This window comes from Bradyrhizobium sp. CCGE-LA001 (genome assembly GCF_000296215.2).
In the GTDB taxonomy this organism is placed as follows: Bacteria; Pseudomonadota; Alphaproteobacteria; order Rhizobiales; family Xanthobacteraceae; genus Bradyrhizobium.
This window is the reverse complement of record NZ_CP013949.1, coordinates 6909063-6933251: the sequence shown is the minus strand read 5'-3', so window position 1 is coordinate 6933251 and position 24189 is coordinate 6909063. Positions and strand designations below refer to the sequence as shown.

Genomic DNA, 24189 nt, shown 5'->3' with positions numbered 1-24189 from the left:
TTCCCGCTGGAAGGCGTGGGGAGCGGAATGATGAAGCGCGTTGCGACCTGGGCCTTCTACGCCATCGGCGCGCTCGCGATCGCCTATCTCGCACTCTACGCCTACGCGATGTTCTCGGGATCGCCGATCGTGCCGGGCGACCCAATCCACATCTTCCGCAAGCCCGACGCGCCGAGTTATTCGTAGGTCAGCCCGCGCGCAGGCCTCGGGGTGGGCAAAGCGAAGCGTGCCCACCCCTTCTAACAGCGAAGAGAAATCGTGGGCACGGCGCAAGCGCGCCTTTGCCCACCCTACGGCACCGGTGCTCTTACGGCTCCCGTTCACCCCCTCAAGATCGCCAGCGCCAGCGCCTGTGCACGCGGCACGATGCTGTCGACCTCGAGATATTCCTCCGGCGTGTGCGCGAGCCCGCCGACCGGGCCGAGGCCGCAGATGGTCGGCGTGCCCACGGCGGCGGTGAAGCCGGAATCGGCGCAGCCGCCGGAGAACTCGCCCTGGAGCGTGGTGAGGCCCGCGTCCCTCGCGGCGGCCTGATAGGTCTCGAACAGCGCCTTCGAGTCGGCGCTCTGCACCACCGGCACGAACTCGCCTTTGATCGACAGCATCGCGCTGGTGCCTGGCACGTAGGACGTCGCGACGATCGTCTCGATCGCAGCCATGATCCGCGCACGATCCGCCGAATCGACGTAACGCAGGTCGATCTGTCCCTCGGCGTAAGGCGCCGTGGTGTTGACGGACTGCCCGCCCGAGACCAGCCCGACATTGAGCGTGATGCCCTTGTCGAGATCGGTCAGCGCATGGATCTGCACGATCTTGTGCGCGAGCTCGCCGATCGCGCTGATGCCGGCGGCGAAATTGGCGCCGGAATGCGCCGCCTTGCCGGTGATGGCGAGATGCATGAAGATGCCGCCCTTGCGTCCGGTGACGACGTTGCCGGTGGGGCGGCCAGGCTCGGAATTGAACACGGCGCGCGCGCCGCGTCCCTCACGCTCGATCACGGGCCGCGAGGACGGCGAGCCGATCTCCTCGTCCGAGGTGATCAGCAGCTTGATCGGATGCGGATGGCCGCCGAATTTGTGGAAGGCGGTGGCCACGAACACGTTCATGACGAGCCCGGACTTCATGTCGGAGACACCCGGCCCATAGGCACGGCCGTCTCGAATGGTGAACGGCCGCCGGCCGGCCTCGCCCTTGCCGAACACGGTGTCGCGATGCCCCATCAACAGCACCGGCTTCTCGTTGCTCCCGGGCTTTGCGACCTCGGCATGGATCGCGTCGCCGAACGTGCCATGGCTTTCGCGCCTGACGGGAATGCCGTGCTCGGCAAAGTGCCGCTCGAACCGCGCCCCGACCGCATCGACACCCTCCTTGTCGTAGGAGCCGGAATCGATGTTCACGACGCCGCGGAGCAGATCGATCATCGCCTGCCGCTGCGACGCCAGCCAGTCCGTAATTTGAGCTTCCGACATGTTCATCCTCGCGTAGGTTGTCAGCCGGGGTTTATAGGGCGTCGTGCTGGCGCGACCTAGTCGGAGAACGCGATGCCGCCATGTCTACTCCTGTCGTCCCTGCGAACGCAGGGACCCATACCGCGGAATCGATCGGTTGAAAGCGGTAGGAGTTACCGGACCATAGTCGTCGTCAAACTCCTCTCTGGGGTTATGGGTCCCTGCGTTCGCAGGGACGACACTGAGGGTGTGGCGCCAACCTTTGTCTCACCCCAAAACAAAATGCCCGAGCCAAGCCCGGGCATTCTGCATTCTCAATCAGCGTATACCGCCTCACGCTCCCATCGGCATCCGGGGATATTCCCCCGGCATGCCCGCCGGCGTGATCGGGATGCCGCCGTCGGCGTATTCGTTGAGCTTGTTGCGCAGCGTGCGGATCGAGATCCCCAGGATGTTGGCGGCGTGGGTGCGGTTGCCGAGGCAGTGCTTCAGTGTCTCCAGGATCAGGTCGCGTTCGACATCGGCGACGGTGCGCCCCACCAGCGCGCGCGTCACCTGCTCGGCGGCCATGGTCGCGTGCGCGACCGCCGGGGGCGTCTTGGCGAGGTCGAGGCGGTCGCCGTCGGGCGTGATGATCGCGTCGGCGCCGATCTCGTCGCCTTGCGCCATCAGCACCGCGCGATGCATGGTGTTCTCGAGCTCGCGGACGTTGCCCTGCCAGCGATTGGTTGAGAGCACGCGGCGCGCCTCCGCCGAGATCGGGCGCAGCGGCACGCCGTTGGCCTCGGCATATTTCTTCGCGAAATGCTGGGCGAGCTCCAGGATGTCGGCAGGCCGCTCGCGCAGCGGCGGAATCTTCAGGTTCACGACATTCAGGCGGAACAGCAGATCCTCGCGGAAGGTGCCTTCGCGCACGGCCTCGGCGAGGTTGCGGTTCGAGGTTGCGATGATGCGGATGTCCACGGCTACAGGCTTGGTGCCGCCGACGCGGTCGATCACGCGCTCCTGGATGGCGCGCAGGAGCTTGGATTGCAGGCGGACATCCATCTCCGAGATTTCGTCGAGCAGCAGCGTGCCGCCGGTTGCCTCCTCGAACTTGCCGATGCGGCGGGCGACCGCGCCGGTGAAGGCGCCCTTCTCGTGGCCGAACAGCTCGGATTCCAGCAGATGCTCGGGGATCGCGGCGCAGTTGATGGAAATGAACGGACGCTTGGCCCGTGCCGAGCGGGTGTGGACGTAGCGCGCCAGCACTTCCTTGCCGGTGCCGGATTCGCCGGTGATCATCACCGAGGCGTCGGAGCCCGCAATCTGCTGGGCGAGCTTGATCACGCGCGCCATGGCGTCGTCGCGATAGACCAGCTCTCGGGAATCGTTGGCGACGGCAGCCAGCACCGCAGCGATCAGCTCCGGCTCCGGCGGCAGCGGGATGTATTCCTTGGCGCCGGCATGGATCGCGGCAACCGCGGCGCGAGCATCGTTGGTGATGCCGCAGGCGACGATCGGAGCATGGATGTGCTCGGCTTCCAGCCGCATCACGAGGTCGCGGATGTCGAGCGCGACGTCGACCAGCAGGAGGTCGGCGCCCTTGCCGCCGCGCAGGACGCGGATGGCCTGCTCGTGATCCTCGGCATGGGTCACGGTGGCGCCGTTCTCCATCGCGATCTTGGTGGCGGTGGTGAGCTGGCCCTTCAGTGTGCCAACGATGAGAAGCCGCATGTCAGTCTCCTGTCCGTCTGTTCGCGCTGCCGCGCGTCATTCCTGTGTTCGCTAGCCGCGATCGGTCTTGATGATTTCGGTCATGGTCACGCCGAGCTTGTCTTCGACCAGCACCACCTCGCCGCGGGCGACGAGACGGTTGTTGACGTAGATGTCGATGGCCTCGCCGACGCGCCGGTCAAGCTCGAGCACGGTGCCGGGCCCGAGCTTCAACAGCTCGCCCACGTCCATCTTGGAACGGCCGAGCACGGCCGAGACCTGCACCGGCACGTCGAACACGGCTTCGAGGTCGGCCGCGACGCGCGCCGCGTATTCGTCCTCGGTATAGCCGACATCGGTGCCGGTGGGCGGCATCGGGCCGTTGAGATCGGGCAGCGGGACCTGTCCGTCGGTGTCGCTCATGGCTTAATTCCCCCTGCGGGACGCGATGTAGCGTCCGACCATTTCGTCGATCTTGGCCGCGATGGCGTTGCGCTCCAGCACGACGCCGCCATCGGCCCATTCGATCCGGCAATCGCCGGTCGCGATCTCCGGCTCGGCCAGGATCACCAGCCGGCCCTCGAAGCCGCTCTGCTTGGCGAGCCGCTCGATCTTGTCGCGCGCCGCATCGTAGAGCGCGTCGTTGATGCGGACGACGAGATGCGGCGTCGCGACCAGATGCGAGAAGCAGTCCTTGACCAGTGCCATGATCTCGCCGAGCGGCTCGGCCGCGACCAGATCGGCGCACAGCTTGCGGGCGACCGCGACCGCGACCTCGACCGCCTCGGTCTCCATCTTGGTCTCGATGCTGCCGATGCCGGAGGCGACACCGCGAATTGCGATGTTGATCTCTTCCATGGCGAGCGCGACGCGGCGGTCGCTCTCCGCCTTGGCCTCGCGCTGGCCGGCGGCAAAGCCGTCCTGATAGGCCCGGGCCTCGGCTTCCGCGACCTTCTGGGCGATCTCGGCCGCGGTCGCGCCCTTCTCGCGCGTCGACCGTTCGGGCGCCGCGAAGTCGGTATCGAACAGGAATTTCGCCGGAGCGGCCATCAGTACACCAGCTCGTCGTCGGCGCGGTTCTTGGTCAGCATGATCTCGCCCTTGGCGGCGAGGTCCTTGGCGAGATTGACGAGCAGCGCCTGGGCCTCGTCGACGTCGCGCAGGCGCACCGGGCCCATCGCTGCCATGTCATCCTGGAGCATCTTGGCAGCGCGCGAGGACATGTTGCCGAAGAAGAAGTTGCGGACGTCCTCGTTGGCGCTCTTGAGCGCGACGCCGAGCTTGTCCTTGTCGACGTTGCGCATCAGGGTCTGGGCCGAGCCTGAATCCAGCTTCACGAGGTCGTCGAAGGTGAACATCAGCGCCTTGATGCGCTCGGCCGATTCCCGGTTGTCCTCTTCCAGCGAGGTGATGAAGCGGGTCTCGGTCTGGCGGTCGAAATTGTTGAAGATCTCCGCCATCACCTCGTGGGCATCGCGGCGGCGGGTCTGCGACAGATTGGACATGAACTCGGTGCGCAGCGTCTTCTCCACGCTCTCGATCACCTCCTTCTGCACCGCCTCCATCTTCAGCATGCGGTTGATGACGTCCAGCGCGAGCTCTTCGGGCAGGATGCCGAGCACGCGGGCGGCATGCTCCGACTTCAGCTTCGAGAGCACCACGGCAATGGTCTGCGGGTATTCGTTCTTGAGGTAGTTGGCGAGGACCTCTTCCTGCACGTTGGAGAGCTTCTCCCACATGTTGCGGCCGGCAGGGCCGCGGATCTCGTCCATGATGCCGTTGACGCGCTCGGGCGGCAGGTACTGCTGGAGCAGGCGCTCGGTGGCGTCGAAATTGCCCATCAGCGCGCCCGAGGCCGACATGCGCGAGACGAATTCGAGCAGCATGTCCTCGACGGTGTCGACCTCGACGGTACCGAGCGTCGACATCTCCAGCGAGAGCTGGCGCACCTCGTCGTCGTCGAGCAGCGACCAGATCTTGCCGCCATATTGCTCACCGAGCGCCAGCATCAGGATCGCGGCACGCTTGGGGCCCGCAAGCGCTTCAGCCTTGGCGCCGCCTGCACGGCTGCCGGCGCGCTGACCGAGCGTGGAGATCACGCTGGTGATGTCGTTGGAGTTGGCGTTCTGCAGATTGGCGGCCATGTCAGATCACTTCTTGATGCACTTGGCAGAGTTGGTTTGGGTTATTTCGCGGGTTCGGTCAGCCATTGGCGGATGATGGCAACGGTTTCGTTGGGGTTGCGTTCGGCGAGCTCGCCGACGCGGTGGACGGATTGAGCGTGGACCTGGCCCTGAATGGTGGCGACGTCGATCGCGCTGGCGGCGCCGCTCGGCAGCAGTGGCTGGCCGGCGGCCGGCGCAGCCTCTTCCGAAGGTGCGGGTCCCGTCAGCACGCCGGAGATGGCGGCGGCGACTTCGTCGGAAGCGAGGATGCGCTTGACCAGCGGGCGGATCACCAGGAACAGCACGACGAGGCCGAGCAGCATCATCACGCCGAGCTCGACGAAGTACATGAGGTCGTCCTTGGTGAACTGGAGCATGCCAAGAAAGCCCGAGGGTTCGCCGATCGGGGCGGTGGAGGGCGCGTCGGCGAAGCGGAGGTTGACGACCTCGACCTGGTCGCCGCGCTTCTGGTCGAAGCCGATCGCCGAGCGCACCAGCGCGGCGATGCGGTCGAGCTGCTCCTTGGTGCGGTCCTGATAAGCGAGCTCGCCCTTGTCGTTCTTTGAATAGATGCCGTCGACGAGCACCGCGACCGAGATGCGATTGACCCGCCCGGCCTCGGTCACCTCGGTCTTGGTGGTGCGGGAAATCTCGTAATTGTTGGTCTCTTCGGTCTTCTTGCTCTGGTCCTTGGCCGCCACGCCGTTGTTCTGCTGGTTGCCGGGCAGCTCGTTGTTGACGGTGACCTGGCCGGTATTGTCGGCGGTCATGCTCTGCTCTTCGCGGGTCTGGCTCGAGCGCAGCACGCGGCCTTCGGGATCGAACTTGTCCGAGGTCTGGGTGACCTTGTTGAAGTCGAAATCGGCGGAGAGTTGCACGCGGGCGCGGCCCGAGCCGACCACGGAGGAAACGATGTCCTCGACCTGCTTGCGTATCCGCTTCTCGAAGGCGATGCGGCGTTCGTCGCCGAGCGCCTGCTCCGGATCGGTCTGGGCGCCATCGGCCAGCAGCTGGCCGGCCTCGTCGACGATCGAGACCCGCTGCGGCTTCAGCCCGTTGACCGCGGAGGCGACGAGGTGGCGGATGGCGCGGATCTGCTGGGCTTCGAGCGCGCCGCGGACGCGGACCACGATCGAGGCCGACGGCTCCGGCGCCTCGCGCGCGAACAGCGGACGCTCCGGCAGCACCAGATGGACGCGGGCGTTCTGGATGCGGTCGATGGCGCGGATGGTGCGGGCGAGCTCGCCCTCCAGCGCGCGCAAATGATTGATGTTCTGGACGAAGGAGGTGGTGCCGAGCGCGTCCGACTTGTCGAACACCTCATAGCCGACGCCGCCGCCCTTGGGCAGGCCGCCCTCGGCCAGCTTCATCCTCAGCCGCGTGACCTTGTCCTTGGGCACCATGATGATGGAGCCCTCATTGCGGATCTCGAATTGGATGCCCTGGCGCTCCAGATCCTTGATGATGCTGGAGGAGTCCTCGACGCTGAGGTCGGTGAACAGCGTCGTCATCTGCGGCGTGGTGACGCGCATGATGACGAACGCGAAGAAGCCGATGAGCGCGGCAGTGACCGCGATCATGGCCCCGAACCGGGCGGCGCCGATACTTTTCAGAAAGTCCGCAAGACCTTGCAAGCAACCGCCCCAACAGATTCGGCCGCTTTCACCGGAAAGGCCGAGTGGGCAATTATTGCCTAGGTGATGGTTTCGATATGGTTAACGAAGGTTAAGAGGTCGGACAAAAGTTAACGCCATGAAAAAATCGGCCTCGCAGGGCGGGGCCGATTTTCGTCAAAAGCCGCAGATTTCCGGATCGCTTACTGGCGATATTGCTGGATGCGGGTGGTGCGAAGACCCGCCAGACCGTGCTGGTCGATGGAAAACTGCCAGGAGAGGAATTCGTCGACCGTCAGGGTATAACGGCTGCAGGCCTCCTCAAGGGAGAGAAGTCCACCGCGGACAGCGGCGACGACTTCAGCCTTGCGGCGGATGACCCAGCGTTTGGTGCCGGGTGCAGGCAGATCCGCGATCGTCAACGGACTGCCGTCCGGCCCGATGACGTATTTTACCCTCGGGCGATGGGGTTCTGTCATGGCGTACTCACAAACTCTCAACCACTGAACTCACGCCGTAACCGTAACCCCCGCGGCTTAAAAATCCGCTAAGCCTAAGGCTTCAATACAATTCTCGTTGAAACTGGCGGGAACACGGGCGGCCCGGGGCGCTGAAAACGCGATTTAGCAGGCCAGGCAGGGGTGTTCGTTAATACTTTACTAACGAATGAGGGCCTGAACGCGATGTTGCAAGGCTCTCTACTGTCGTCCCGGGGCGCGCGGAGCGCCAGCCTGGGATCCATAACCCCAGGGAGTAGTTTGACGACGACTCGGAAGTTACCGCTTCATGCGAAAACGACGTCCTGGGGTTATGGATCCCCGCCCCCCGTGCGCAATTGCGCACTAGGCGGGGATGACACCTCATATGTGGCGCGCGTGCGCGCCCTCAATTGCTGCTGGTCGCGATGATGCTCTTGACCTGGCTCAGGGTGTAGCTGGCGCCGTCGATGGTGAGCAGCGGCGGCGACTGGGTCAGGTCGACCGAGGACACCACGCCCTGCACCTGGGCGGCGATGCCGACATTGTTGTTCGCGATGTCCTTGCCCGTGGCCGAGATCGTGTACTTGCCGTCGGGCCATTGCGTGCCGTCGTTGCCCTGCCCGTTCCAGGTGAAGGGGATGTCGGTGCCGGCGGCGGCGGTATATTTGCCGGTGAACACGGTCTGGCCGCTGGCATTGGCGACGGTGATGTCGACGGTCGAGTCGGTGGGAACGTTGAGGTGCCAGGTCGCAGACGAGTTGGTCATGGTCGCGGTCGTGCCGTCGACGAGAGCGGTCTTGCCGACGAAGCCCAGCGCCTGTGTCGCCTGCGTGGTCTGCTGCAGGGTAACGAGCTGGGCCAGCGCATCGTTGGTCTTGAGCTGTTGCTCGACGCCGGCGAACTGCACCAGCTGCTGCGTGAACTGGTTGGTGTCGAGCGGATCCAGCGGGTTCTGATTCTGGAGCTGCGTCGTCAGCAGCGTCAGGAAGGTCTGGAAATTGCCGGCGAGCGTCGATCCCGTGGTCGAGCTCATCGAGTTCGACGAGGAGGATTTCGGAAGGTCCGTCGTTCCGGAGACGACGGGCGAGGAGGTCGCGGCGTTCGTGGTAGCCATGTCCAATACTCCTTACACTCTGATGTCGACGCCGCTGCTCGATCCGAGCATGCGGCCGTAGCCGCGCCCGACGGGCGCTGCTGCAATGGTTTCGTCCTCACTGATGACCAGCCGGCGGGCATTGCCGCCATTGTCCTGGTTCTGGCCGGAGTTCTGGCCCGACGAATTCTGGTCGCGCAGGCTGAAGGACAGCCCGTTGCTGCCGGTCTTGAAGCCGGCATCGTCGAGCGCGCGCTGCAATTGCGGTGCGTCCTGACGCAGCATCTGCAGCGTTTCCGGCTTCTCGACGGTGAGGTGCGAGGTGACCTGGCCGTTGCGGTCGATATTGATGCGGACATCGATCTTGCCGAGTTCGGCCGGATCGAGGCTGATGTCGAAGCGCGACTTGCCGGAGCGGATCGCAGCCGCGATCTCGATCGGGATGCCGCTGATGGGCACGGCCGTGTGGGTCGCCGCGGTCGCGGTCAGCGTCGCGGTCGAGGCGGTGGCGGCCGAGATCGTATTGGTCAGCGGCGCCTGCACGGCCGAGGCCGCCTGCGCGCTGGTGTCGGTTGCGGGCAGGCTCGCCTGCGCCGTTGCATGAGCGTGGGTATTGGCCGTCGCCGGCCCGGCATCGGCGCTGCGGTCGGCGGCGCCGGCCTTGGCCTCGGCCAGGCCGACGTCGGCCTGCGACTTGGCGGCCTGGGCATGCGCGGCGTTGGTGCCGGCGGCAGTTGCATGCGTCGGCGTCGCAGCGGCGGTGTCGGTCTTGCCGGTGTCCTGGCCGATATTGGAGACGTCGGTCTGGGCCTGCGCTGTGGCCGCATCGCTAAACGAGGTCTTCGGCGTGCCCTGGTTGACGGCGGCGATCAGGCCGCCATTGGCCTTCGCATCGGTCGCGGTTGCCTCAATGGTGCCGGTCGCGGTCTCACCGAGCGTCGTCGTGGTCTCGGCATCGATCACCGCGCCCGCGGTCTTGGCGCTCTTGTCGCCGGCCGTGGCGGTATCGGTCTTGGTGCCGGCAATCTGCGCCGCGGTGGAGGCGCTGGCGGCAAGGCCGGCGGCGGCGATGGTCAGCGGTGAGGCGGTGCTGGGGGCGGTCTGGTTTGCCGCTGCATTCGGATCGGCCGGCACGACCGGCGCGGCAACGACGATCGCGTTGGGATCGGGGATTGCGGTCTGGCCCGCATCGGCCGGCGTGGCGGCAGCCACATCGACGGCAGCGGTCGCGGGGTCGGTGCCGTCGACGGTGTCGGTCTTGTCACCCTTCGCCTCGTCGGATTTATCGGTCGATTTGGTGTCGGAGGCCTCGACCTTATCCTTGTCCTTGGTCTTGCCGGCTTCCTTGCTCGGATCCGCCGCCGTCTCACTCACCTGATCGTCGTCGTCGTTCCTGGCGGGCGCGGACCTATCGGACTCGTCGCTCGCCCGACTCTGCGCGGGCTCATCCCTGGACGCGGTGTCGCGCGCGCGATCCGCGGCGGACGAGGAGGCGGACTCGCTCCGGCGCGGCGCGGTGTCCTGCGCCTGCGCGTTGTTGTCGATCGCCTGGGTGTTGCTGTCGACCAGCGAGCCGAAGGAATCGGTCGCGGAACTCTCTTTCGGCGCCTGCGAGCGGGCAGGCTTTTGCTGCGCGCTCGGGACCTGCACGCTTGCCACAATATCTGACGTCCGACCGACCACAGGCGACCTCATGGAAACATTCTCGGCATAGAAGGGAGCAAGGAGCGGGCCAGCCTCTCGGGTGGTAAATTTAAACAATGAAATCAATGTCTTGTAGAATTTGTACCGCGGCGGCGCCGCCGCTGCGACCCCGGCATTTCTGCCGCCCCGGCAAGAATTGCCCTAAGCAGGCGCCCGCGTGATTGCTTCACTGGAATGCCGCCTATATTAAAGAGGTCACTCTCAGCCGCTTTCGACAGGGCCTTGTGCCTCCCGGGGGAACCAGCATCCCCAAGGGATTGCCGATGTCCCGCCGGAGGCACGCAAATCGCGGATGCGCCGCACGCCGCCGTCAGAACGCCAAGGCGCTGCTCACAAGGCACTGTTCACAAGGCCCATGCTCAACAGTCTGGATCTCGAAGGCCGTCCTGAGGACACCAGGGTCGTCGTCGCCATGTCGGGCGGCGTCGATTCCTCGACGACGGCTGCGCTGCTCAAGGCTGAAGGTTACGACGTCGTCGGCATCACGCTGCAGCTCTACGACCATGGCGCGGCGACTCACCGCAAGGGCGCCTGCTGCGCCGGCCAGGACATCCACGACGCCCGCGACGTCGCGGCCAAGCTCGGCATTCCCCATTACGTGCTCGACTACGAGGACCGCTTTCGCGAGTCCGTCATCGACAACTTTGCCGATAGCTACGCGCTCGGCGAGACGCCGGTGCCCTGCATCGAGTGCAACCGCAGCGTCAAGTTCCGCGATCTCCTGAAGACCGCGCGTGAGCTCGGCGCGCGTGCGCTCGCCACCGGCCATTACGTCGCTTCGCGCCGTCGCGACGACGGCTCGCGCGCGCTTGTCTGCGCCGCCGACAGCGACCGCGACCAGAGCTACTTCCTGTTCGCGACCACGCAAGAGCAGCTCGACTTCCTGCGCTTTCCGCTCGGCGACATGACCAAGCCCGAGACGCGCGAGCTCGCGCGTCGTTTTGGGCTCGCGGTCGCCGACAAGCACGACAGCCAGGACATCTGCTTCGTGCCGACGGGGCGCTACACCGACATCATCACGCGGCTGCGGCCGAACGCGATGGACCCCGGCGAGATCGTCGATCTCGACGGACGCGTGCTCGGCCGGCACAACGGCATTGCCAATTTCACCGTCGGCCAGCGCCGCGGCCTCGGCATCGCCTCCGGCTCGCCGCTGTTCGTGGTGCGCCTCGATGCCGCCGCGCGCCGCGTCGTGGTCGGCCCGCGCGATGCGCTGAAGATGCACCGCATCAGCTTGCGCGACGTCAACTGGATCGGCGGTGGCGACATCGACAGCGCCATCGGCTCCGGCCTCGAGATGTTCGTGCGCGTGCGCTCGACCCGCAGCCCGCAAGCAGCCTGGCTGCGCGGCGGCAATGGCCGTTACGAGGTCGAGCTCGTTGCCGGCGAGGAGGGCGTCTCGCCCGGGCAAGCCTGCGTGTTCTACGATGCGCCTAGTGGCCAGGCCCGCGTGCTCGGCGGCGGATTCATCCAAAGCGCCGCCGCGAAGGCCGGCGCCGCCACGCCGCGCCCGCTCGCGGAAGCCGTGCGCGGCTGAGCGCGATGAGACTGAGCCCCACTGTAACCACCCGAAAGGTGCGCCCCCTCTCCCGCCTGCGGGAGAGGGTAGGGGAGAGGGCTCTCTCCACACGCGATATATCGCGAGAGGATAAAGCCCTCACCCGGCGCTGCGCGCCGACCTCTCCCGCAGGCGGGAGAGGCGCTAGACCGCCCGCGCAGCCGGTCTCGATTTCACCAACACGCATCAAACTCTAGCAGGGCGCAAGGGCAGGGGGCATGGCAGCAGACATCTCGCGGGCCGGGGTCGAGAAGGCCTATGGCCGCTGGGCGCCGGTCTATGATCTCGTGTTCGGCAAGGTGTTCGACGCCGGCCGGCAGTCGACCATCGCGGAGGCCGACCGCATCGGCGGCCGCGTCCTCGACGTCGGCGTGGGCACCGGACTCTCACTATCGGAGTACGCGCGCACCACGAAGATCTGCGGCGTCGACATCTCCGAGCCGATGCTGCGCAAGGCACAGGCGCGCGTGCGAAGCTTGCGGCTCTCCAACGTCGAAGTGCTCTCGGTGATGGATGCGAAGAACCTCGCCTTCCCCGACAACGCCTTCGACGCGGTGGTCGCGCAATATGTCATCACCGCGGTGCCCGATCCCGAAGGCACGCTCGACGAGTTCGTGCGCGTGCTCAAGCCCGGCGGCGAGCTGATCCTGGTCAACCACATCGGCGCGGAAAAGGGTCTTCGCAAGCTCTCCGAGCTCGCCTTCGCCCCCATCGCCCGCCGCCTCGGCTGGCGGCCGGAATTCCCGTGGGCCCGCCTCGAAGGCTGGGCCGAAAAGCACGGCGGCATCACCCTCACCGAGCGCCGCCCTATGCCGCCGATGGGCCATTTCTCGCTGATCCGCTACCGCAAATCGTGATCGTACCGCGGGAACACGCGCCGAGGCCGGCGCGTTTTCCTCCCATGCGCACGACATCGAACATCATCCTGGTAAGCCTCCTGATCGCCGCCTCCGGCAGCGCGATCGCGCAGGCCCCGCCCGCCCCGGCGACGCCGCCACAAGCGACCGCGCCGCCATCCCCGCAACGCGCCGCCGGCTGTGCCCCATCCGATCGGCTAGCCACGACCCCGGACGGCACCACCACCGGCCAGTCCCGGGAACCGCTCGGCGACAAGCTCGCCAAGACCGACGGCGTGCTCTGCCCACCCGCGGGCGTCGACCCCGACATGCACGCCCCCGCGCCCAACACCGGCGGCAACACTCCGGTCATCCCGCCCCCCGGCAGCCCCGGCGGCGACCCGAACGTGCGGCCGAAATAAGGGCCGTTCCGCTTCCAGAGTTCGTCATGCCCGGGCTCGTCCCGGGCATCCACGTTCTTGGGCCCGCAAATCGAGGCGTGGATGGCCGGGACAAGCCCCGGCCATGACGAACCTCATTGAAAAGGGGGGCGTATTCGCAAGGCGGCTTGTCCCGCCACGGCCTTCGTGACCGCGGAAAAAGGCGGCCACTTTGCTTGACTTCCCGCCGCCCCCTTCCTTATATGCCGCGCGTTCGCGAGATCGGCCTTAACAGCCGTTCGCGACCCTGTGGCGGGGTAGCTCAGCTGGTTAGAGCACGGGAATCATAATCCTGGGGTCGGGGGTTCGAGTCCCTCTCCCGCTACCACCTTTCCCCACACTCCTTTGACGTGGTTCGGATAGGCCTTTTCCCCCAGCAAGGCGTTTAGCCGGCCTGCTATGTCTACGGCTACACCACCTGGGCGTCTCGAATCGCGGAACACAGTGACAGTTTCGACCAAGTCTCTGATGGCTTCCGCGGCCTCCCCGTCCCCCGCGCTGACACCTTTACCCAGTGCTTCTTGAAGTCGACCGAGTTGCTCCTCATACCGTTTGAGAATGGCCGGATGCAGCGCGATTTCTTCCGCCGCTGGCGGTTCATTCTGCAACTCCTGCTTTATCCGCGTTCGTTCGGCATCCAAGGTCGTGGATCGGGGACCAAGAACGGATGGATTGCCGTGTCCCTTTGCAATCGCATCCACCAGTCGTTCTATTTCCCGGTTTAGCTCCCCAAGCTGCTGCCGAAGCCGGTGCCGCTTTGCGTTTGATGAAGCTGCGAGAAGCTTCCTCTCCTCCAGATATGTGCGTACGTATTCCGCAATAACTTTCGGGGCGCGCAACTCGGTCTTGAGTCCACTGAGGACGGCACTCTCGACGGTGTCCAAATAGAACGTCTTGGCGTCAGAACATGTACCGCTCTCCGTCGCCGCCGAGCACCGAATGCGAACGCGCCCCGATTTGTCCCGCCCATTGGTTGCCATGCCCGAGCCGCATGAACCGCAACGGAGTAGGCCAGACAGCATCCGGCGAGGCCGACGTTGGTGACTTGGATGTCCGCGACTTCGCTCCCCTTTGCGTTGCTGAGCAGCTGCGAACAATTCTGGACTGATTATAGCAAGATGCGGCACTGCGGTGGCTTGCCGGTCAGACTTGGGATTTGGGCGCGACAGGCGCTTTCCCGATTCGGGATCTTTCACCATTCTGACCTTGTTCCAGACGAGCCGCCCGGCATAAAGCTCGTTCTGGAGAATTCCGGCACCCCTCTCAATGTTGCCGTTGATAGTTGAGGCATTCCACGAGCGCCCTCGCGGAGGCGATACCCGATCCTTGTTTAGTCCGTACGCGATTTCGCGAGGCGTTCGACCGTCCACATATTCCTGAAAGATACGCCGGATCACTTGTGCCTCGGCTTCCACGATGACTCGTTCGCCGCTCTTTCCGGCGACCGCGGCGTATCCGTATGTTAAGCCACCTCCAGCCAAACCTTGCTTGACCCGGCCTGCTTGACCGCGACGCACCTTGTGCGCGTTGTCCTCACGATAGAGCTGTCCGACCAAGCCCCGAAGACCAACCAGCACGGTGTTAACGACGCCTTCGTGAACCGCTCGAATCTCGATTCCAAGAAAAGATAGCCGCTTATGGATGCCGGCGAGATCTTCCATGTCGCGAGAGAGGCGGTCGAGCGCTTCGACGATCACTACGTCGAAGGATTTTTCTCTCGCTTGGTTCAACATCCGCAGAAGGCCTTCGCGTCCCATGACCGAGCCACCAGAACGAGCTCGATCCTCATGGGTGCTGACAACCATTAAGCCCTCGCGTTCTGCATAGCTTCTACAAAGTGTAAGCTGGTCTTCAATCGAACGCTCGTTCTGTAGATCGGTTGAGAATCGAGCATAAATCGTCGCTCTCTTCCTCATCTCTTTGGTTGGCGAGCTCTCTTTCATGATCTTCCCTAGCGGCCTGACGAGCAAGTACGCGCGCGAGGCGTAAGATCGCCTTGTCTGGCTTCCCCTGCAAGGACAATTTTCGATATGTGTCTGGCACGATCGAAACTCCCACGCAGCTGAAGGATGTGCACGCACCTGCGCTAGTGCCAATCTGCACAATATCGGCCTTTGATGATCCCCGACCATCATGCTCGGGCGGTGCCTAACCGGAACGACCGCTATGAGTTGGTCATGCAATTGGATGCCGTGGCGAAGAAAAGAGAAGAAGCGCGACGCCGTCGATCAACGAAGCACTTCCTGCTATAATGCGGTTTATTTATTCTCTGAGTATGAGGGCTAACTATCGATCAGCTTCGTTTTATTGTATCTCGTTCGTTCGCCTTTCGATTGTGCTCGATGTGTGAAGATTTTTCTGCGGCGGTACTTATTTCTTGCCCTAAGACCTGCTTCTCTAAATCAGCGATCCCATGTTCGAGCCCTGGTGCGCTCCTCGGGAAAGTCCGTGAGTGCGCCCTTGGATCGTGACAAACGCAGCCAGCCATCGAGATCGCAATAGGCCAACACTGCACAAGCCTCGGTGACAGCTCAGGTACTTGTTCCCGGGAAGAAGACGACTTCGGGTCAGATCGCTCGGAGACGGGTCGACGCCGATCAACTTCAACGAGGTGTATTCCGCGTTGCAGACCAAGGTCGTCGACGGTCAGGCGAATCCGCTGCCGATTATTGCGACCGCGCGTCTCTACTAGGTGCAAAGCACATGCAGCCTGAACGGCCACGTCTGGGACGGCTACTGGATTCTCGGCAACAAACGCGCATTCGAGCGCCTGCCAAAGGATGTGCAGGAAATCGTGACCCGCGAACTCGACCGCTCTGCCGTCGACCAGCGCGCCGACATTGCGAAGCTCAGCCAGTCACTGCGCACCGATCTGTCCGCCAAGGGGCTCAAGTTCATCGACGTTGATCGCGCCGCCTTCCGACAGGCGCTGTCGAAGACCAGTTTTTACGCAGACTGGAAAGCCAAGTTCGGCGAGGAGGCATGGTCGCAGCTCGAAAAAGCCGCGGGCCAGCTGTCATGACCAGCATGAGCCATACGCCGCACGCTGATGCCGGTATGGCGGCCGGCGCGTCTCAAGCAGGCTCGCGCAGTTGGATACTGAAAGCAAATACGGTGCTCGGTCACGTCGTCGCAATACCGGCGGCGTTGCTCGTGCTGGCCGAGGTCGCGGTGCTGTCCGCGGGCATCGTAGCCAGATACGTGTTCCGTTAGCCGATCGTCTCGTCAGATGAGCTTGCCGGCATCCTCTTCCTCTGGCTCGCCATGTTTGGATCCGTGATTGCGTTCCAGCGGGGCGAGCATATGCGGATCACCGCCGTCGTCGGGATTCTCAGGGCGGAAGTCCGCGCGTTCCTAGATGTCGTGGCTGCTGCGGCTTCGTTGGCATTTCTCGCCCTCGTCGTCTGGCCGGCCTATGAATTCGCAGCCGACGAGGCATTCGTCACCACGCCGGCGCTTGAGATCGTCAACAGCAGGCGTGCAGCGGCGCTGCCGATCGGGCTCGGCCTGATGCTGATTGCCGCGGTCATCCGGCTCATCCGCATCGCAAGCCTGAGCAGCTTGCGTATCCGTGGCGATCGTCGCAGGCATCATTGCAACGTTCGTTCTGCTCGCTCCCGTCTTGAAGCCATTAGGCAATGTGAACCTTTTGATTTTCTTCGTCGTCGTGGTCGGAGCGATGGTCTTTGCAGCGGTGCCGATCGCCTTCGCATTCGGCCTTGCCACCGTCGGTTGTCTCGCCCTGACAACCAGCACTCCGGACGTGGTGATGATCGGGCGGATGGACGAGGGCATGAGTCACCTGATCCTGCTCGCCGTGCCGCTCTTCGTCTTCCTTGGCCTTCTGATCGAGACGACCGGTATGGCCCGCGCGATGGTCGGCTTTCTGGGGAGCCTCTTGGGGCACGTGCGCGGCGGACTGCACTATGTGCTGGTCGGGGCGATGTATCTGGTGTCGGGCATTTCCGGCTCCAAGGCGGCAGATATGGCTGCAGTGGCACCGGTCTTGTTTCCGGAGATGCGGCAGCGCGGGGCCAAACCGGGCGATCTCGTGGCGCTTCTGGCGGCAACCGGTGCGCAGACGGAAACAATCCCGCCGTCACTCGTTTTGATCACGATCGGCTCGGTCACGGGCGTTTCTATCTCGGCCCTGTTCACCGGCGGCCTGCTTCCGGGCGTAGTTCTTGCCATCATGCTCGCGGCCGTGGTGTGGTGGCGATATCGCCGTGAAGACCTGTCTTACGTCAAACGCGCGACAGGGCGGCAGATTGGCCGCGCCTTGTCATGCCGGTCCCAGCCATCGCGTTGCCATTCGTGATCCGGACCGCCGTCGTTGAGGGCGTTGCGACAGCAACGGAGGTCTCGACGATCGGCATCCTGTACTCAGCCTTCGCCGGTCTCTTCATCTACCGTCAATTCGACTGGCGCCGGATCTATCCGATGCTGGTCGAGACGGCTTCGCTGTCGGGAGCGATCCTGCTCATTATCGGCGCCGCGACTGGTATGGCCTGGGCGCTGACCCAGTCGGCATTTTCCGCAGCCCTGGCCAAGCTCATGACCAGCCTTCCGGGGGGAGTGCCGGTGTTCTTGGCCGTCACCATCGTGACCTTCGTGATTCTGGGCAGCGTACTGGAGGGGATTCCGGCCATCGTTTTGTTCGGTCCGCTCCTGTTCCCGATCGCGCGGCAGGTCGGCGTCCACGATGTCCACTACGCTATGGTGGTCGTTCTCGCGATGGGAATTGGCTTGTTCGCGCCGCCGTTCGGCATCGGCTACTACGCGGCTTGTGCCATCAGCCGCATCAACCCGGATGAGGGCATGAAACCGATCGTCGGCTACATGATCGCGCTACTGATAGGCACGCTCATCGTAGCCGCCGTACCCTGGTTCTCGATCGGTTTCCTGTGAGGACTTCATGAATCGTGCCCGCGGCACAAACCGCGAGGCATCTCGTCAGGCGAATTTTGGCAGATGCAGCGGCAGCCCCTCACAGCGTACATCGATCTCCTCGACTTGTCCCTTGCCGACCTCCGTCACGCGTAGCTTCCTGCCTTCTTGGGTGAAGGCACAATTAGTCGGCTGCGGCCCATCGAGGACCAGACGCTCGGAGACTTCACCCTTCTGATCCAGCACCGTGACGTTCTTCTGGTTGTAGACCGTGCAATAAAGCTGGCCGTCGGTGCCAAAGGAGGCCGACATCATCGCGAATGGATTTGTCGGTCGATCGACCAAGTCCGTAGCAAGCGAAGCAGCCAACTGGTTAGCTTTTGCGGATCTCGCTTGTGCCTCCAAAATCTGAAGACGATGAGCCAATGTGAGTAGGCCTTCTGAAGAGGAGCGTGTGGTCTTCGCGAATAACCAAACAATTTTTCCGATGTCATGTGAGTAGGTCAGAAGGTTCAGTTGGAGAAGACCGGAAAACGTCATCATTCCGCTGCCAACGGGCGCCGCTTCGCTGACGGGCGTCGAAAACAAAGCTTCTTGCGGAGTGCGCATGGAATCTTTATGCGGCCCGCGTCCGCAATTGTGATCATCTGCCATGATCTGTTTATCCTGAGAGGATTGGTCGCGGCTGACAGCTTCATTCGCGTTGATCGCAAGCCGGCGACCAGCATTGTGCGAAGAGGTGTATCTCGTGTTTGAACACTTTAAGAGAACGGCGGACCAGAGAAGCTTCTGTTTGTCGCGATCGGCATCTGCCTGCTGCCTTCCTGAGCTGGACCGACTGCTAGGTTCAGGATGCCCCCCGATCTCAGTTCTCTTGTTTCGAGCAGCGTGGTAGGACCTCGAGAGCTCGTTCAAATTTGTGAACGCAGCCGCCCCCATCGGACTGCCACAAAGTTCGTCAGGACGGGAGATCGGCAAGCCTTCGAGGAGCTCAAATCGAGGAGTTTGGCGCTCATCCTAGGACTAATACACCCACGTCCCGCAGGACGGCACTTCAAACTCGGGCATTAGCGCCGCAGCGCCCAGAGGGCGCGGCGGGAGCGGTCTTGTACGGCAAACTGCGAGCAATTCGGCCGACGAGTTGTCTCAGCCACCGGTGCGCGGCGGAATGATAAGTCCGGTTCGTCCACGTCATACCGATCTGAAACGGCTCGGGGAAGGGGCACGATCTCGCCACGACTGATTCAGCTATGTTCGAAGCGATGCGGCTTGGTACCGTCGAAATCAGATCCGTTGCGGGGAGAATGTGCATAAGATCGGAAATGCTGGGTATTGCGACCACCTGGGTGAGCGATAAACCACGTTCATCGAGTTCCCTGAGGTACCCTGATCGCCAAGTGCCGCCGTAGGTGACGACAGCGTGGCTCGCGTCGACATAGTCGTTCACCCGCAGCCTCCTGTCGGCGAGCCGATGGCCGCGATGCATGACGCACACATAGTGGTCGTCCAGAAGATGGCGATGATAAAGGCTCTCCTCATGGACGTCATAAGGGCCGATGAGAAGATCGGCTTCACCGCTTTTCAGATACGCCGTGCCTTTGGAGCGCGCCGCCTTGATTTCCAACACCAGTCGCGGCGCCAGCCGCCTGACTTCCGCGATGGCGCGCGGGAGAATGATCGAGCGTTCGTAATAATTGCAGGCGATCGTGATCCGCCCGGACGCGCTGGCGGGATCGAATTCCATAGGCTGCACGAGGCCCTCGAAGGCTTCGAGCATGCGGCTGGCACATTCGACGATTTCGGCGCATCGCGGCGTTGGCGCGATGCCGCCGCGCTGGCGCACGAATAGTTTGTCGTTGAACGCCGCGCGCAGTCGGTCGATCGTGTAGCTGATCGTCGATTGGTTCGTGCCAAGCGCGTCGGCGGCTTTCGAAAACGAACCCAGTTCCGAGACTAGGCGCAAGGTACGGATCGCGCCAAAATCAATAGCAAATGGATCCCAGCCCTTTGCCATCTCTTCAGGATCCTCTTGGCGGAAAACTGCAACACTCTATCGAAAGAGTAGATAACCGATATCAGCTCTGTCCGATTGTCCGAGAGCTATTGCCAACGCAATCTGCTCGAAAATGGGAGTTTAGAAGGCAAGCCCGTGACGATCGCCACAACCATGGAGTTAACTGCCGCATGAACGCAGCCAAACCCTTTCCGCTCAACGCCTGGTACGCGGCCGCATGGTCCCACGAGGTCGCACGAGAGCTGTCCGCCCGCACCATCTGCGGAAAGAACATCGTGCTCTACCGCCGTGTCGACGGCCTCATCACAGCGCTAGAGGATGCCTGTTGGCACCGGCTGCTCCCATTGTCTCTCGGACACCTAAAGGGTGACGACGTCATGTGCGGCTATCACGGGCTGGTCTTCAATTCGGCCGGGCGCTGCTCCTATATGCCCGCGCAAAAGACGATCAATCCGTCGGCCTGTGTGCGTGCCTATCCGGTCGCCGAGCGGCATCGCCTGGTATGGCTGTGGCCTGGGGATCCAGCCCTCGCGGACCCCACCAAAATTCCGGATTTTCACTGGAACGACGGAAAGCAATGGATCGGCGAGGGCGGCACGTTCTATCAGCTGAAATGCGACTATCGCCTGGTGATCGACAACCTCATGGATCTGACACACGAGACCTACGTGCACGCCGGTAGTATCGGCGACGAGACGATCACGGCCGCGCCCTTCCATGTGACACACACCGATGACACCGCAACGATGACGCGCTGGATGTTGGACATCGAGCCGCCTCCGTTCTGGGCGCGCCAGCTTGCTCGGCCGGGCCGTGTCGATCGCTGGCAGGTCGTGACCTTCCAGACACCGTCGGTAGTCGTTGGTGACGTCGGGGTGGCACTAACAAATACGGGGGCTCCGCAAGGCGATCGCTCGCAGGGCGTCAGTGGCGCGTTTCTGGCGGCGATCACGCCCGAAACCGAGGAATCCTGCCACTATTTCTGGAACTTCGTCCGTGATTATCGGAAGGATGATGCGCAGCTCACGAAAGAGCTTCAGCTTGCCCACGTAAATGGGGGAGCAGGCGTCTACGATCAGGATCACAGAATATTGGAGGCACAGCAGGCCGCCATCGACAAGAACCCGCGCACGCCCTTCTATGACCTCAACATCGATGCCGGCGCCCTATGGGCACGACGATTAATCGACCAGATGATAACCAACGAACAGGCCAATGTCATCGCAAACGTTGCGGCCGAGTGAGCGAAAAATGATGGTCAAGTCGATCGAATGGACTAGCGCGCGCCTTTGTGCCACGCGCGAACTCACGCCTGACGTCAGGCTCTTCGACATCGCTCCAGACCGCCTATTGATGACGGCAACGCCGGGCAGTCATATCGACGTCCTCGTGCCAATCGACGGTCAGCTGCAGGTTCGCAGCTATTCGTTGGTGGGCACTCCGGCGGACGGATTGTATCGCATCGCGGTCAAGCGACTCGCATCGAGCCGCGGCGGATCCGTGGGCATGTGGCGCCTCAAGACAGGTGAGCGGCTCACGGTCTCCCAGCCAAGGAACAACTTCGAATTGAGCTACGGCCGGCCGGAATATTTGCTGTTGGCCGGGGGCATCGGTATCACGCCGATCTACCCTATGGCATTGGCTCTGAAACAAGCGGACGCGAATTTTCGTCTGCTTTATGCGGCGCGCAGCCGTCGCGACCTAGTCCTCGCGGACGACCTTGCCCGTTATATCGGTTCACGCCTTGAGATCTTCATAAGTGAAGACGGACAACGCATCGACATTGCAGACGAAATCGCCCAACTCGGCGCGCTTGGTGAGCTCTATGTGTGTGGCCCGTTCGAGATGTTGCAGACGGTCAAGCGCCTGTGGCGCGAGGCGGCCCGACCCGAAGCGCAACTTCGCTTTGAGACGTTCGGCCATGCGGGCAACATTGCAGACGCGCCGTTCAGGGTCAGGATTCCTCGATTGGGTCTCGAAATTGACGTTCCTGCCAATCGCTCCATGCTCGAGGCGCTCGAAGATGCTGGCGTCGACATGATCTTTGGTTGCCGGCGCGGAGAATGCGGACTCTGCGTGCTGCCGATCCTAGAGGCGTCGGCCGAGGTCAATCATCGTGACGTGTTCTTCAGCAGCGAAGAGCGGGCGACGAACAGCAAGCTCTGCACCTGCGTGTCGCGTGCGGCGAGCGGTAGCCTAACGCTCGATACGCCCACTCGGGCGCGGGTCCCGCGTCATGGCCGGGACGCAAGCATGGTGTAAGTCCGCAACACTGCCGCTAGGCTTTAAGCCACACGATCGCGCCGCCGATCACGGCACGAGGATTCTCTCGGCAGTGGCCTTCCGATCGTAGGACCTCGCCCGCCTGGCAACTGCCTGAAGCAGTATCACTGCTCTGGAGCAGTCCTCGGCAGGCCAAATTGCGGTTGCCCGCCTCCAAAGCTCAGTATGGATCGACAGCTGATGAGCTGTGAGCGCCCTTTGGCTGTCGATTCGTCATCCATTTGCCACCACGTCGTACGCACCTTCTCTCTCTCTCTCTCTCTCTCTCTCTCTCTCTCTCGCGCGCGCGCGCGCCTCGTCGCGACGGGGCTGGAACCGAGGGTTAATCAGACCCGAAAGCTTTCCGGGAAAATCTCTTTCTGGTTGTCCCATCTCGAGACAATCCGGTCTCTGAAGTACGGCGTGTTCGATGAGGTCAAGTTCATGGGCCTTGCCCGCTATGGGTAATTCCGCTCCTCATCGCAAGTTGCTTGAGCAATTCTACGAAGTCTTTGAGAACGGGGGATATAGGCTATACTTCGATCGCATCGGTAAGGCATTAGTCCGCAGTGTTCAGGTTCGGCGTTCACTCAGAAGCATCGAGATGTCAGTGCTTCATTGCGGGATGCAAGCGACAGAAGTCGACAGCACGGACGAAGAGGGGATTTGTCAGTCTGGTCACAAGACCCAACCTGCAACTCATGCCGACCGAGACGGCCGAGCAACAGAGCGTCTGACGCTTCATCGCGCGCGCCATCTCTTCATCCGCCAGCAAACTGTGCTCAAATTCAATCGCGCTTATCTTTCTGAATTCGCCTTCTCCGGTCAGGCGCCTGATGTCGAGTAGCTGCTGGAAGTAGTCGCTGATCCGGCCAACCACCGGCTCCGAAGGTGGCCCGCTCGTATCTTGTAGCTCTCAGCGGTTAGTTGCGGGCCCTGAAGGTTTAAATCCAGGAGATAGGGCGACGCACCATCGTCTGGCATCGATCCAGCACGATGAGCAAACAGCCGGGCGCCTCCAGCCGACGCTGGCGAGAGCGCTGGCCGCAGGCGTTGCAGATGCGGTGGCCCATCCGATCGAGACAAGGTATTGCCGCCTGGGTTGCAGAAGCAGAAATCAAGCGGAGGCCAAGACAAGCTTGGCAGTTTCAGCAAGTAAGGCGATCGCAATTTTCGTACTCTGTTCAAGGCCGGCGCACTCCTGCCAAGTAAGATGTCACGGCCACAGGCTCTGGCTCACGGCTTGTGGGCAAGCAGTCGCCGCGTTGCACTCTCCAATAAGCTCACCAGCTCAGATGGGCGATATGGTCATAAACGAACGCTCAACGGCTCCTGGAAAGTTGATGGCGGATAGGAGCGCAATTGGGACGCCGAATGCCTCCAAATGGAGACCCGCGCCAAAAAAGAAAATTTGGGTAGGGGATGGCGGGTGCTTCGAGAACAATTCGGGAAGTTAATCCAACATCGTGCACAATCCAGCGAAGGCGCTGCAGTGACGCAGTCGCCGTACGAAGCGCGGCGATTTTGAACGCTGGGTCTTGTCAAAGCTTACCGAGTCCATGAGACGGAAGACGCTTGCTCAAAGGAGGTAGAGGAGCAGTCTGCTCACACCCAGATGCGCCGCGACAAAGCGAGCTATCCGCTTGAGTGGCCCCCTTTCAGCAATTCAGCACCACTTCCTGAAGCAGCTGCTCCGGCCCTTTGAACGAAGCAACACATGTTTGTAGGATAGTCCGTCGTGATCGCAATGGATTGTTGTAGGCGTAAGCTTCACAGTCCAGACCAGGAAGCACGCAAGGTTGGCCAGAGACCAAGCGGAGTAAAAGTGACCTGTGCTGTAAGAGGGCGGCCGACGATGGGTTAGAAGACCTGCTGAGCAAGAACCGAGAACCCGCCATAGAAGCATATGGTATGCCCCGCTATATGTATCTGTGACCCACTTCTGCCGGCGCCGGGATAACCGCGCAAGTCTCGCGTGTGGTCCAAAACTTAGTA

At 62.8% G+C, this 24189-nt stretch carries 19 protein-coding genes, 1 tRNA gene and 3 pseudogenes; 11 read left to right on the top strand and 12 right to left on the bottom strand.

Annotation, left to right across the window (positions count from 1 at the left end):
- Window positions 1-27 precede the first annotated feature (27 nt).
- Window positions 28-186, top strand: coding sequence for a hypothetical protein (locus BCCGELA001_RS38075; protein WP_156489411.1), 159 nt, complete (start codon window positions 28-30; stop codon window positions 184-186).
- Window positions 187-320: 134 nt separating this feature from the next.
- Here the strand turns inward: BCCGELA001_RS38075 and BCCGELA001_RS31560 are convergent, their stop codons facing one another.
- From BCCGELA001_RS31560 to BCCGELA001_RS31520, 9 genes are all read right to left on the bottom strand, one after another.
- Window positions 321-1469 (bottom strand): M20 family metallopeptidase, encoded by a 1149-nt coding sequence (locus BCCGELA001_RS31560; RefSeq protein ID WP_060737063.1) that lies wholly within the window; start codon window positions 1467-1469, stop codon window positions 321-323.
- Between the two features lie 312 nt (window positions 1470-1781).
- Window positions 1782-3164: a sigma-54-dependent transcriptional regulator FlbD gene (gene flbD / locus BCCGELA001_RS31555; protein ID WP_060737062.1), complete on the bottom strand. Its 1383-nt coding sequence runs from the start codon at window positions 3162-3164 to the stop codon at window positions 1782-1784.
- A gap of 51 nt (window positions 3165-3215) precedes the next feature.
- A complete protein-coding gene (gene fliN / locus BCCGELA001_RS31550) occupies window positions 3216-3566 on the bottom strand; it encodes a flagellar motor switch protein FliN (RefSeq protein ID WP_008566047.1) in 351 nt (116 codons plus the stop codon).
- A gap of 3 nt (window positions 3567-3569) precedes the next feature.
- Window positions 3570-4193: a FliH/SctL family protein gene (locus BCCGELA001_RS31545; RefSeq protein WP_060737061.1), complete on the bottom strand. Its 624-nt coding sequence runs from the start codon at window positions 4191-4193 to the stop codon at window positions 3570-3572.
- Complete coding sequence (gene fliG, locus BCCGELA001_RS31540; RefSeq protein ID WP_008546004.1) at window positions 4193-5287, bottom strand: flagellar motor switch protein FliG; 1095 nt, start codon at window positions 5285-5287, stop codon at window positions 4193-4195. Before fliG ends, BCCGELA001_RS31545 begins: the two co-directional genes overlap by 1 nt.
- A 41-nt stretch (window positions 5288-5328) precedes the next feature.
- A complete protein-coding gene (gene fliF / locus BCCGELA001_RS31535) occupies window positions 5329-6942 on the bottom strand; it encodes a flagellar basal-body MS-ring/collar protein FliF (protein ID WP_060737060.1) in 1614 nt (537 codons plus the stop codon).
- A gap of 182 nt (window positions 6943-7124) precedes the next feature.
- Window positions 7125-7400 carry a CtrA inhibitor SciP gene (sciP, locus tag BCCGELA001_RS31530; protein WP_002714638.1) on the bottom strand — a complete coding sequence of 92 codons (276 nt, stop codon included), beginning with the start codon at window positions 7398-7400 and terminating at the stop codon, window positions 7125-7127.
- A gap of 406 nt (window positions 7401-7806) precedes the next feature.
- Window positions 7807-8514, bottom strand: coding sequence for a flagellar hook assembly protein FlgD (locus BCCGELA001_RS31525; RefSeq protein ID WP_008565727.1), 708 nt, complete (start codon window positions 8512-8514; stop codon window positions 7807-7809).
- 12 nt (window positions 8515-8526) lie between these two features.
- Complete coding sequence (locus tag BCCGELA001_RS31520; protein WP_060737059.1) at window positions 8527-10176, bottom strand: flagellar hook-length control protein FliK; 1650 nt, start codon at window positions 10174-10176, stop codon at window positions 8527-8529.
- Between the two features lie 376 nt (window positions 10177-10552).
- Here BCCGELA001_RS31520 and mnmA point away from each other — a divergent pair, with 376 nt between their 5' ends.
- The 5 genes from mnmA to BCCGELA001_RS39580 all read left to right on the top strand — a co-directional run bounded on the left by mnmA (window position 10553) and on the right by BCCGELA001_RS39580 (window position 13756).
- Window positions 10553-11734: a tRNA 2-thiouridine(34) synthase MnmA gene (mnmA, locus tag BCCGELA001_RS31515; RefSeq protein ID WP_060737963.1), complete on the top strand. Its 1182-nt coding sequence runs from the start codon at window positions 10553-10555 to the stop codon at window positions 11732-11734.
- Window positions 11735-11973: 239 nt separating this feature from the next.
- Window positions 11974-12612, top strand: a complete 639-nt coding sequence (locus BCCGELA001_RS31510; protein WP_008545980.1) for a class I SAM-dependent methyltransferase — start codon at window positions 11974-11976, stop codon at window positions 12610-12612.
- Window positions 12613-12656: 44 nt separating this feature from the next.
- The gene (locus tag BCCGELA001_RS31505) at window positions 12657-13013 is read left to right on the top strand and encodes a hypothetical protein (RefSeq protein ID WP_008545979.1); all 357 of its coding nucleotides are present in this window, start codon (window positions 12657-12659) and stop codon (window positions 13011-13013) included.
- Between the two features lie 269 nt (window positions 13014-13282).
- Window positions 13283-13359: transfer RNA gene (locus BCCGELA001_RS31500), tRNA-Met, on the top strand.
- A 238-nt stretch (window positions 13360-13597) separates the two neighbouring features.
- The gene (locus BCCGELA001_RS39580) at window positions 13598-13756 is read left to right on the top strand and encodes a hypothetical protein (RefSeq protein ID WP_442855161.1); all 159 of its coding nucleotides are present in this window, start codon (window positions 13598-13600) and stop codon (window positions 13754-13756) included.
- A 183-nt stretch (window positions 13757-13939) separates the two neighbouring features.
- On the opposite strand, the pseudogene BCCGELA001_RS39575 reads toward BCCGELA001_RS39580, so the two are convergent.
- Window positions 13940-14947, bottom strand: a pseudogene (locus BCCGELA001_RS39575) (recombinase family protein); the annotation flags it as partial.
- A 653-nt stretch (window positions 14948-15600) separates the two neighbouring features.
- Here BCCGELA001_RS39575 and BCCGELA001_RS31490 point away from each other — a divergent pair.
- Window positions 15601-16053, top strand: a pseudogene (locus tag BCCGELA001_RS31490) (TRAP transporter substrate-binding protein); the annotation flags it as partial.
- A gap of 5 nt (window positions 16054-16058) precedes the next feature.
- A pseudogene (locus BCCGELA001_RS31485) lies at window positions 16059-17939 on the top strand (TRAP transporter large permease).
- A gap of 45 nt (window positions 17940-17984) precedes the next feature.
- Here BCCGELA001_RS31485 and BCCGELA001_RS39185 read toward each other — a convergent pair.
- Window positions 17985-18572, bottom strand: a complete 588-nt coding sequence (locus BCCGELA001_RS39185) for a hypothetical protein (RefSeq protein ID WP_236840798.1) — start codon at window positions 18570-18572, stop codon at window positions 17985-17987.
- Window positions 18573-18972: 400 nt separating this feature from the next.
- On the bottom strand, window positions 18973-19932 hold the full coding sequence (locus tag BCCGELA001_RS31475; protein WP_008545975.1) for a LysR family transcriptional regulator: 960 nt from the start codon (window positions 19930-19932) through the stop codon (window positions 18973-18975).
- Window positions 19933-20102: 170 nt separating this feature from the next.
- On the opposite strand from BCCGELA001_RS31475, the gene BCCGELA001_RS31470 reads away from it, so the two are divergent.
- From BCCGELA001_RS31470 to BCCGELA001_RS37690, 3 genes are all read left to right on the top strand, one after another.
- Window positions 20103-21176, top strand: a complete 1074-nt coding sequence (locus BCCGELA001_RS31470; RefSeq protein WP_008545974.1) for an aromatic ring-hydroxylating dioxygenase subunit alpha — start codon at window positions 20103-20105, stop codon at window positions 21174-21176.
- 7 nt (window positions 21177-21183) lie between these two features.
- Window positions 21184-22194: a PDR/VanB family oxidoreductase gene (locus BCCGELA001_RS31465; protein ID WP_008545973.1), complete on the top strand. Its 1011-nt coding sequence runs from the start codon at window positions 21184-21186 to the stop codon at window positions 22192-22194.
- Window positions 22195-22798: 604 nt separating this feature from the next.
- Window positions 22799-23041, top strand: a complete 243-nt coding sequence (locus BCCGELA001_RS37690) for a hypothetical protein (protein ID WP_144441593.1) — start codon at window positions 22799-22801, stop codon at window positions 23039-23041.
- Window positions 23042-24189: the final 1148 nt, after the last annotated feature.

Excerpts from the sequence above, each read along its gene's own strand:
- BCCGELA001_RS31545 (WP_060737061.1), bottom strand. The coding sequence starts at position 4,193 with ATGGCCGCTCCGGCGAAATTCCTGTTCGATACCGACTTCGCGGCGCCC.
- BCCGELA001_RS31475 (WP_008545975.1), bottom strand. The coding sequence starts at position 19,932 with ATGGCAAAGGGCTGGGATCCATTTGCTATTGATTTTGGCGCGATCCGT.
- flbD (WP_060737062.1), bottom strand. The coding sequence starts at position 3,164 with ATGCGGCTTCTCATCGTTGGCACACTGAAGGGCCAGCTCACCACCGCC.
- BCCGELA001_RS37690 (WP_144441593.1), top strand. The coding sequence starts at position 22,799 with ATGTCAGTGCTTCATTGCGGGATGCAAGCGACAGAAGTCGACAGCACG.
- sciP (WP_002714638.1), bottom strand. The coding sequence starts at position 7,400 with ATGACAGAACCCCATCGCCCGAGGGTAAAATACGTCATCGGGCCGGAC.
- BCCGELA001_RS38075 (WP_156489411.1), top strand. The coding sequence starts at position 28 with ATGATGAAGCGCGTTGCGACCTGGGCCTTCTACGCCATCGGCGCGCTC.
- BCCGELA001_RS31510 (WP_008545980.1), top strand. The coding sequence starts at position 11,974 with ATGGCAGCAGACATCTCGCGGGCCGGGGTCGAGAAGGCCTATGGCCGC.
- mnmA (WP_060737963.1), top strand. The coding sequence starts at position 10,553 with ATGCTCAACAGTCTGGATCTCGAAGGCCGTCCTGAGGACACCAGGGTC.
- fliN (WP_008566047.1), bottom strand. The coding sequence starts at position 3,566 with ATGAGCGACACCGACGGACAGGTCCCGCTGCCCGATCTCAACGGCCCG.
- BCCGELA001_RS39185 (WP_236840798.1), bottom strand. The coding sequence starts at position 18,572 with ATGGCAGATGATCACAATTGCGGACGCGGGCCGCATAAAGATTCCATG.
- fliG (WP_008546004.1), bottom strand. The coding sequence starts at position 5,287 with ATGGCCGCCAATCTGCAGAACGCCAACTCCAACGACATCACCAGCGTG.
- BCCGELA001_RS31560 (WP_060737063.1), bottom strand. The coding sequence starts at position 1,469 with ATGTCGGAAGCTCAAATTACGGACTGGCTGGCGTCGCAGCGGCAGGCG.
- BCCGELA001_RS31470 (WP_008545974.1), top strand. The coding sequence starts at position 20,103 with ATGAACGCAGCCAAACCCTTTCCGCTCAACGCCTGGTACGCGGCCGCA.
- BCCGELA001_RS31525 (WP_008565727.1), bottom strand. The coding sequence starts at position 8,514 with ATGGCTACCACGAACGCCGCGACCTCCTCGCCCGTCGTCTCCGGAACG.
- BCCGELA001_RS39580 (WP_442855161.1), top strand. The coding sequence starts at position 13,598 with ATGCAGCGCGATTTCTTCCGCCGCTGGCGGTTCATTCTGCAACTCCTG.
- BCCGELA001_RS31505 (WP_008545979.1), top strand. The coding sequence starts at position 12,657 with ATGCGCACGACATCGAACATCATCCTGGTAAGCCTCCTGATCGCCGCC.
- BCCGELA001_RS31465 (WP_008545973.1), top strand. The coding sequence starts at position 21,184 with ATGATGGTCAAGTCGATCGAATGGACTAGCGCGCGCCTTTGTGCCACG.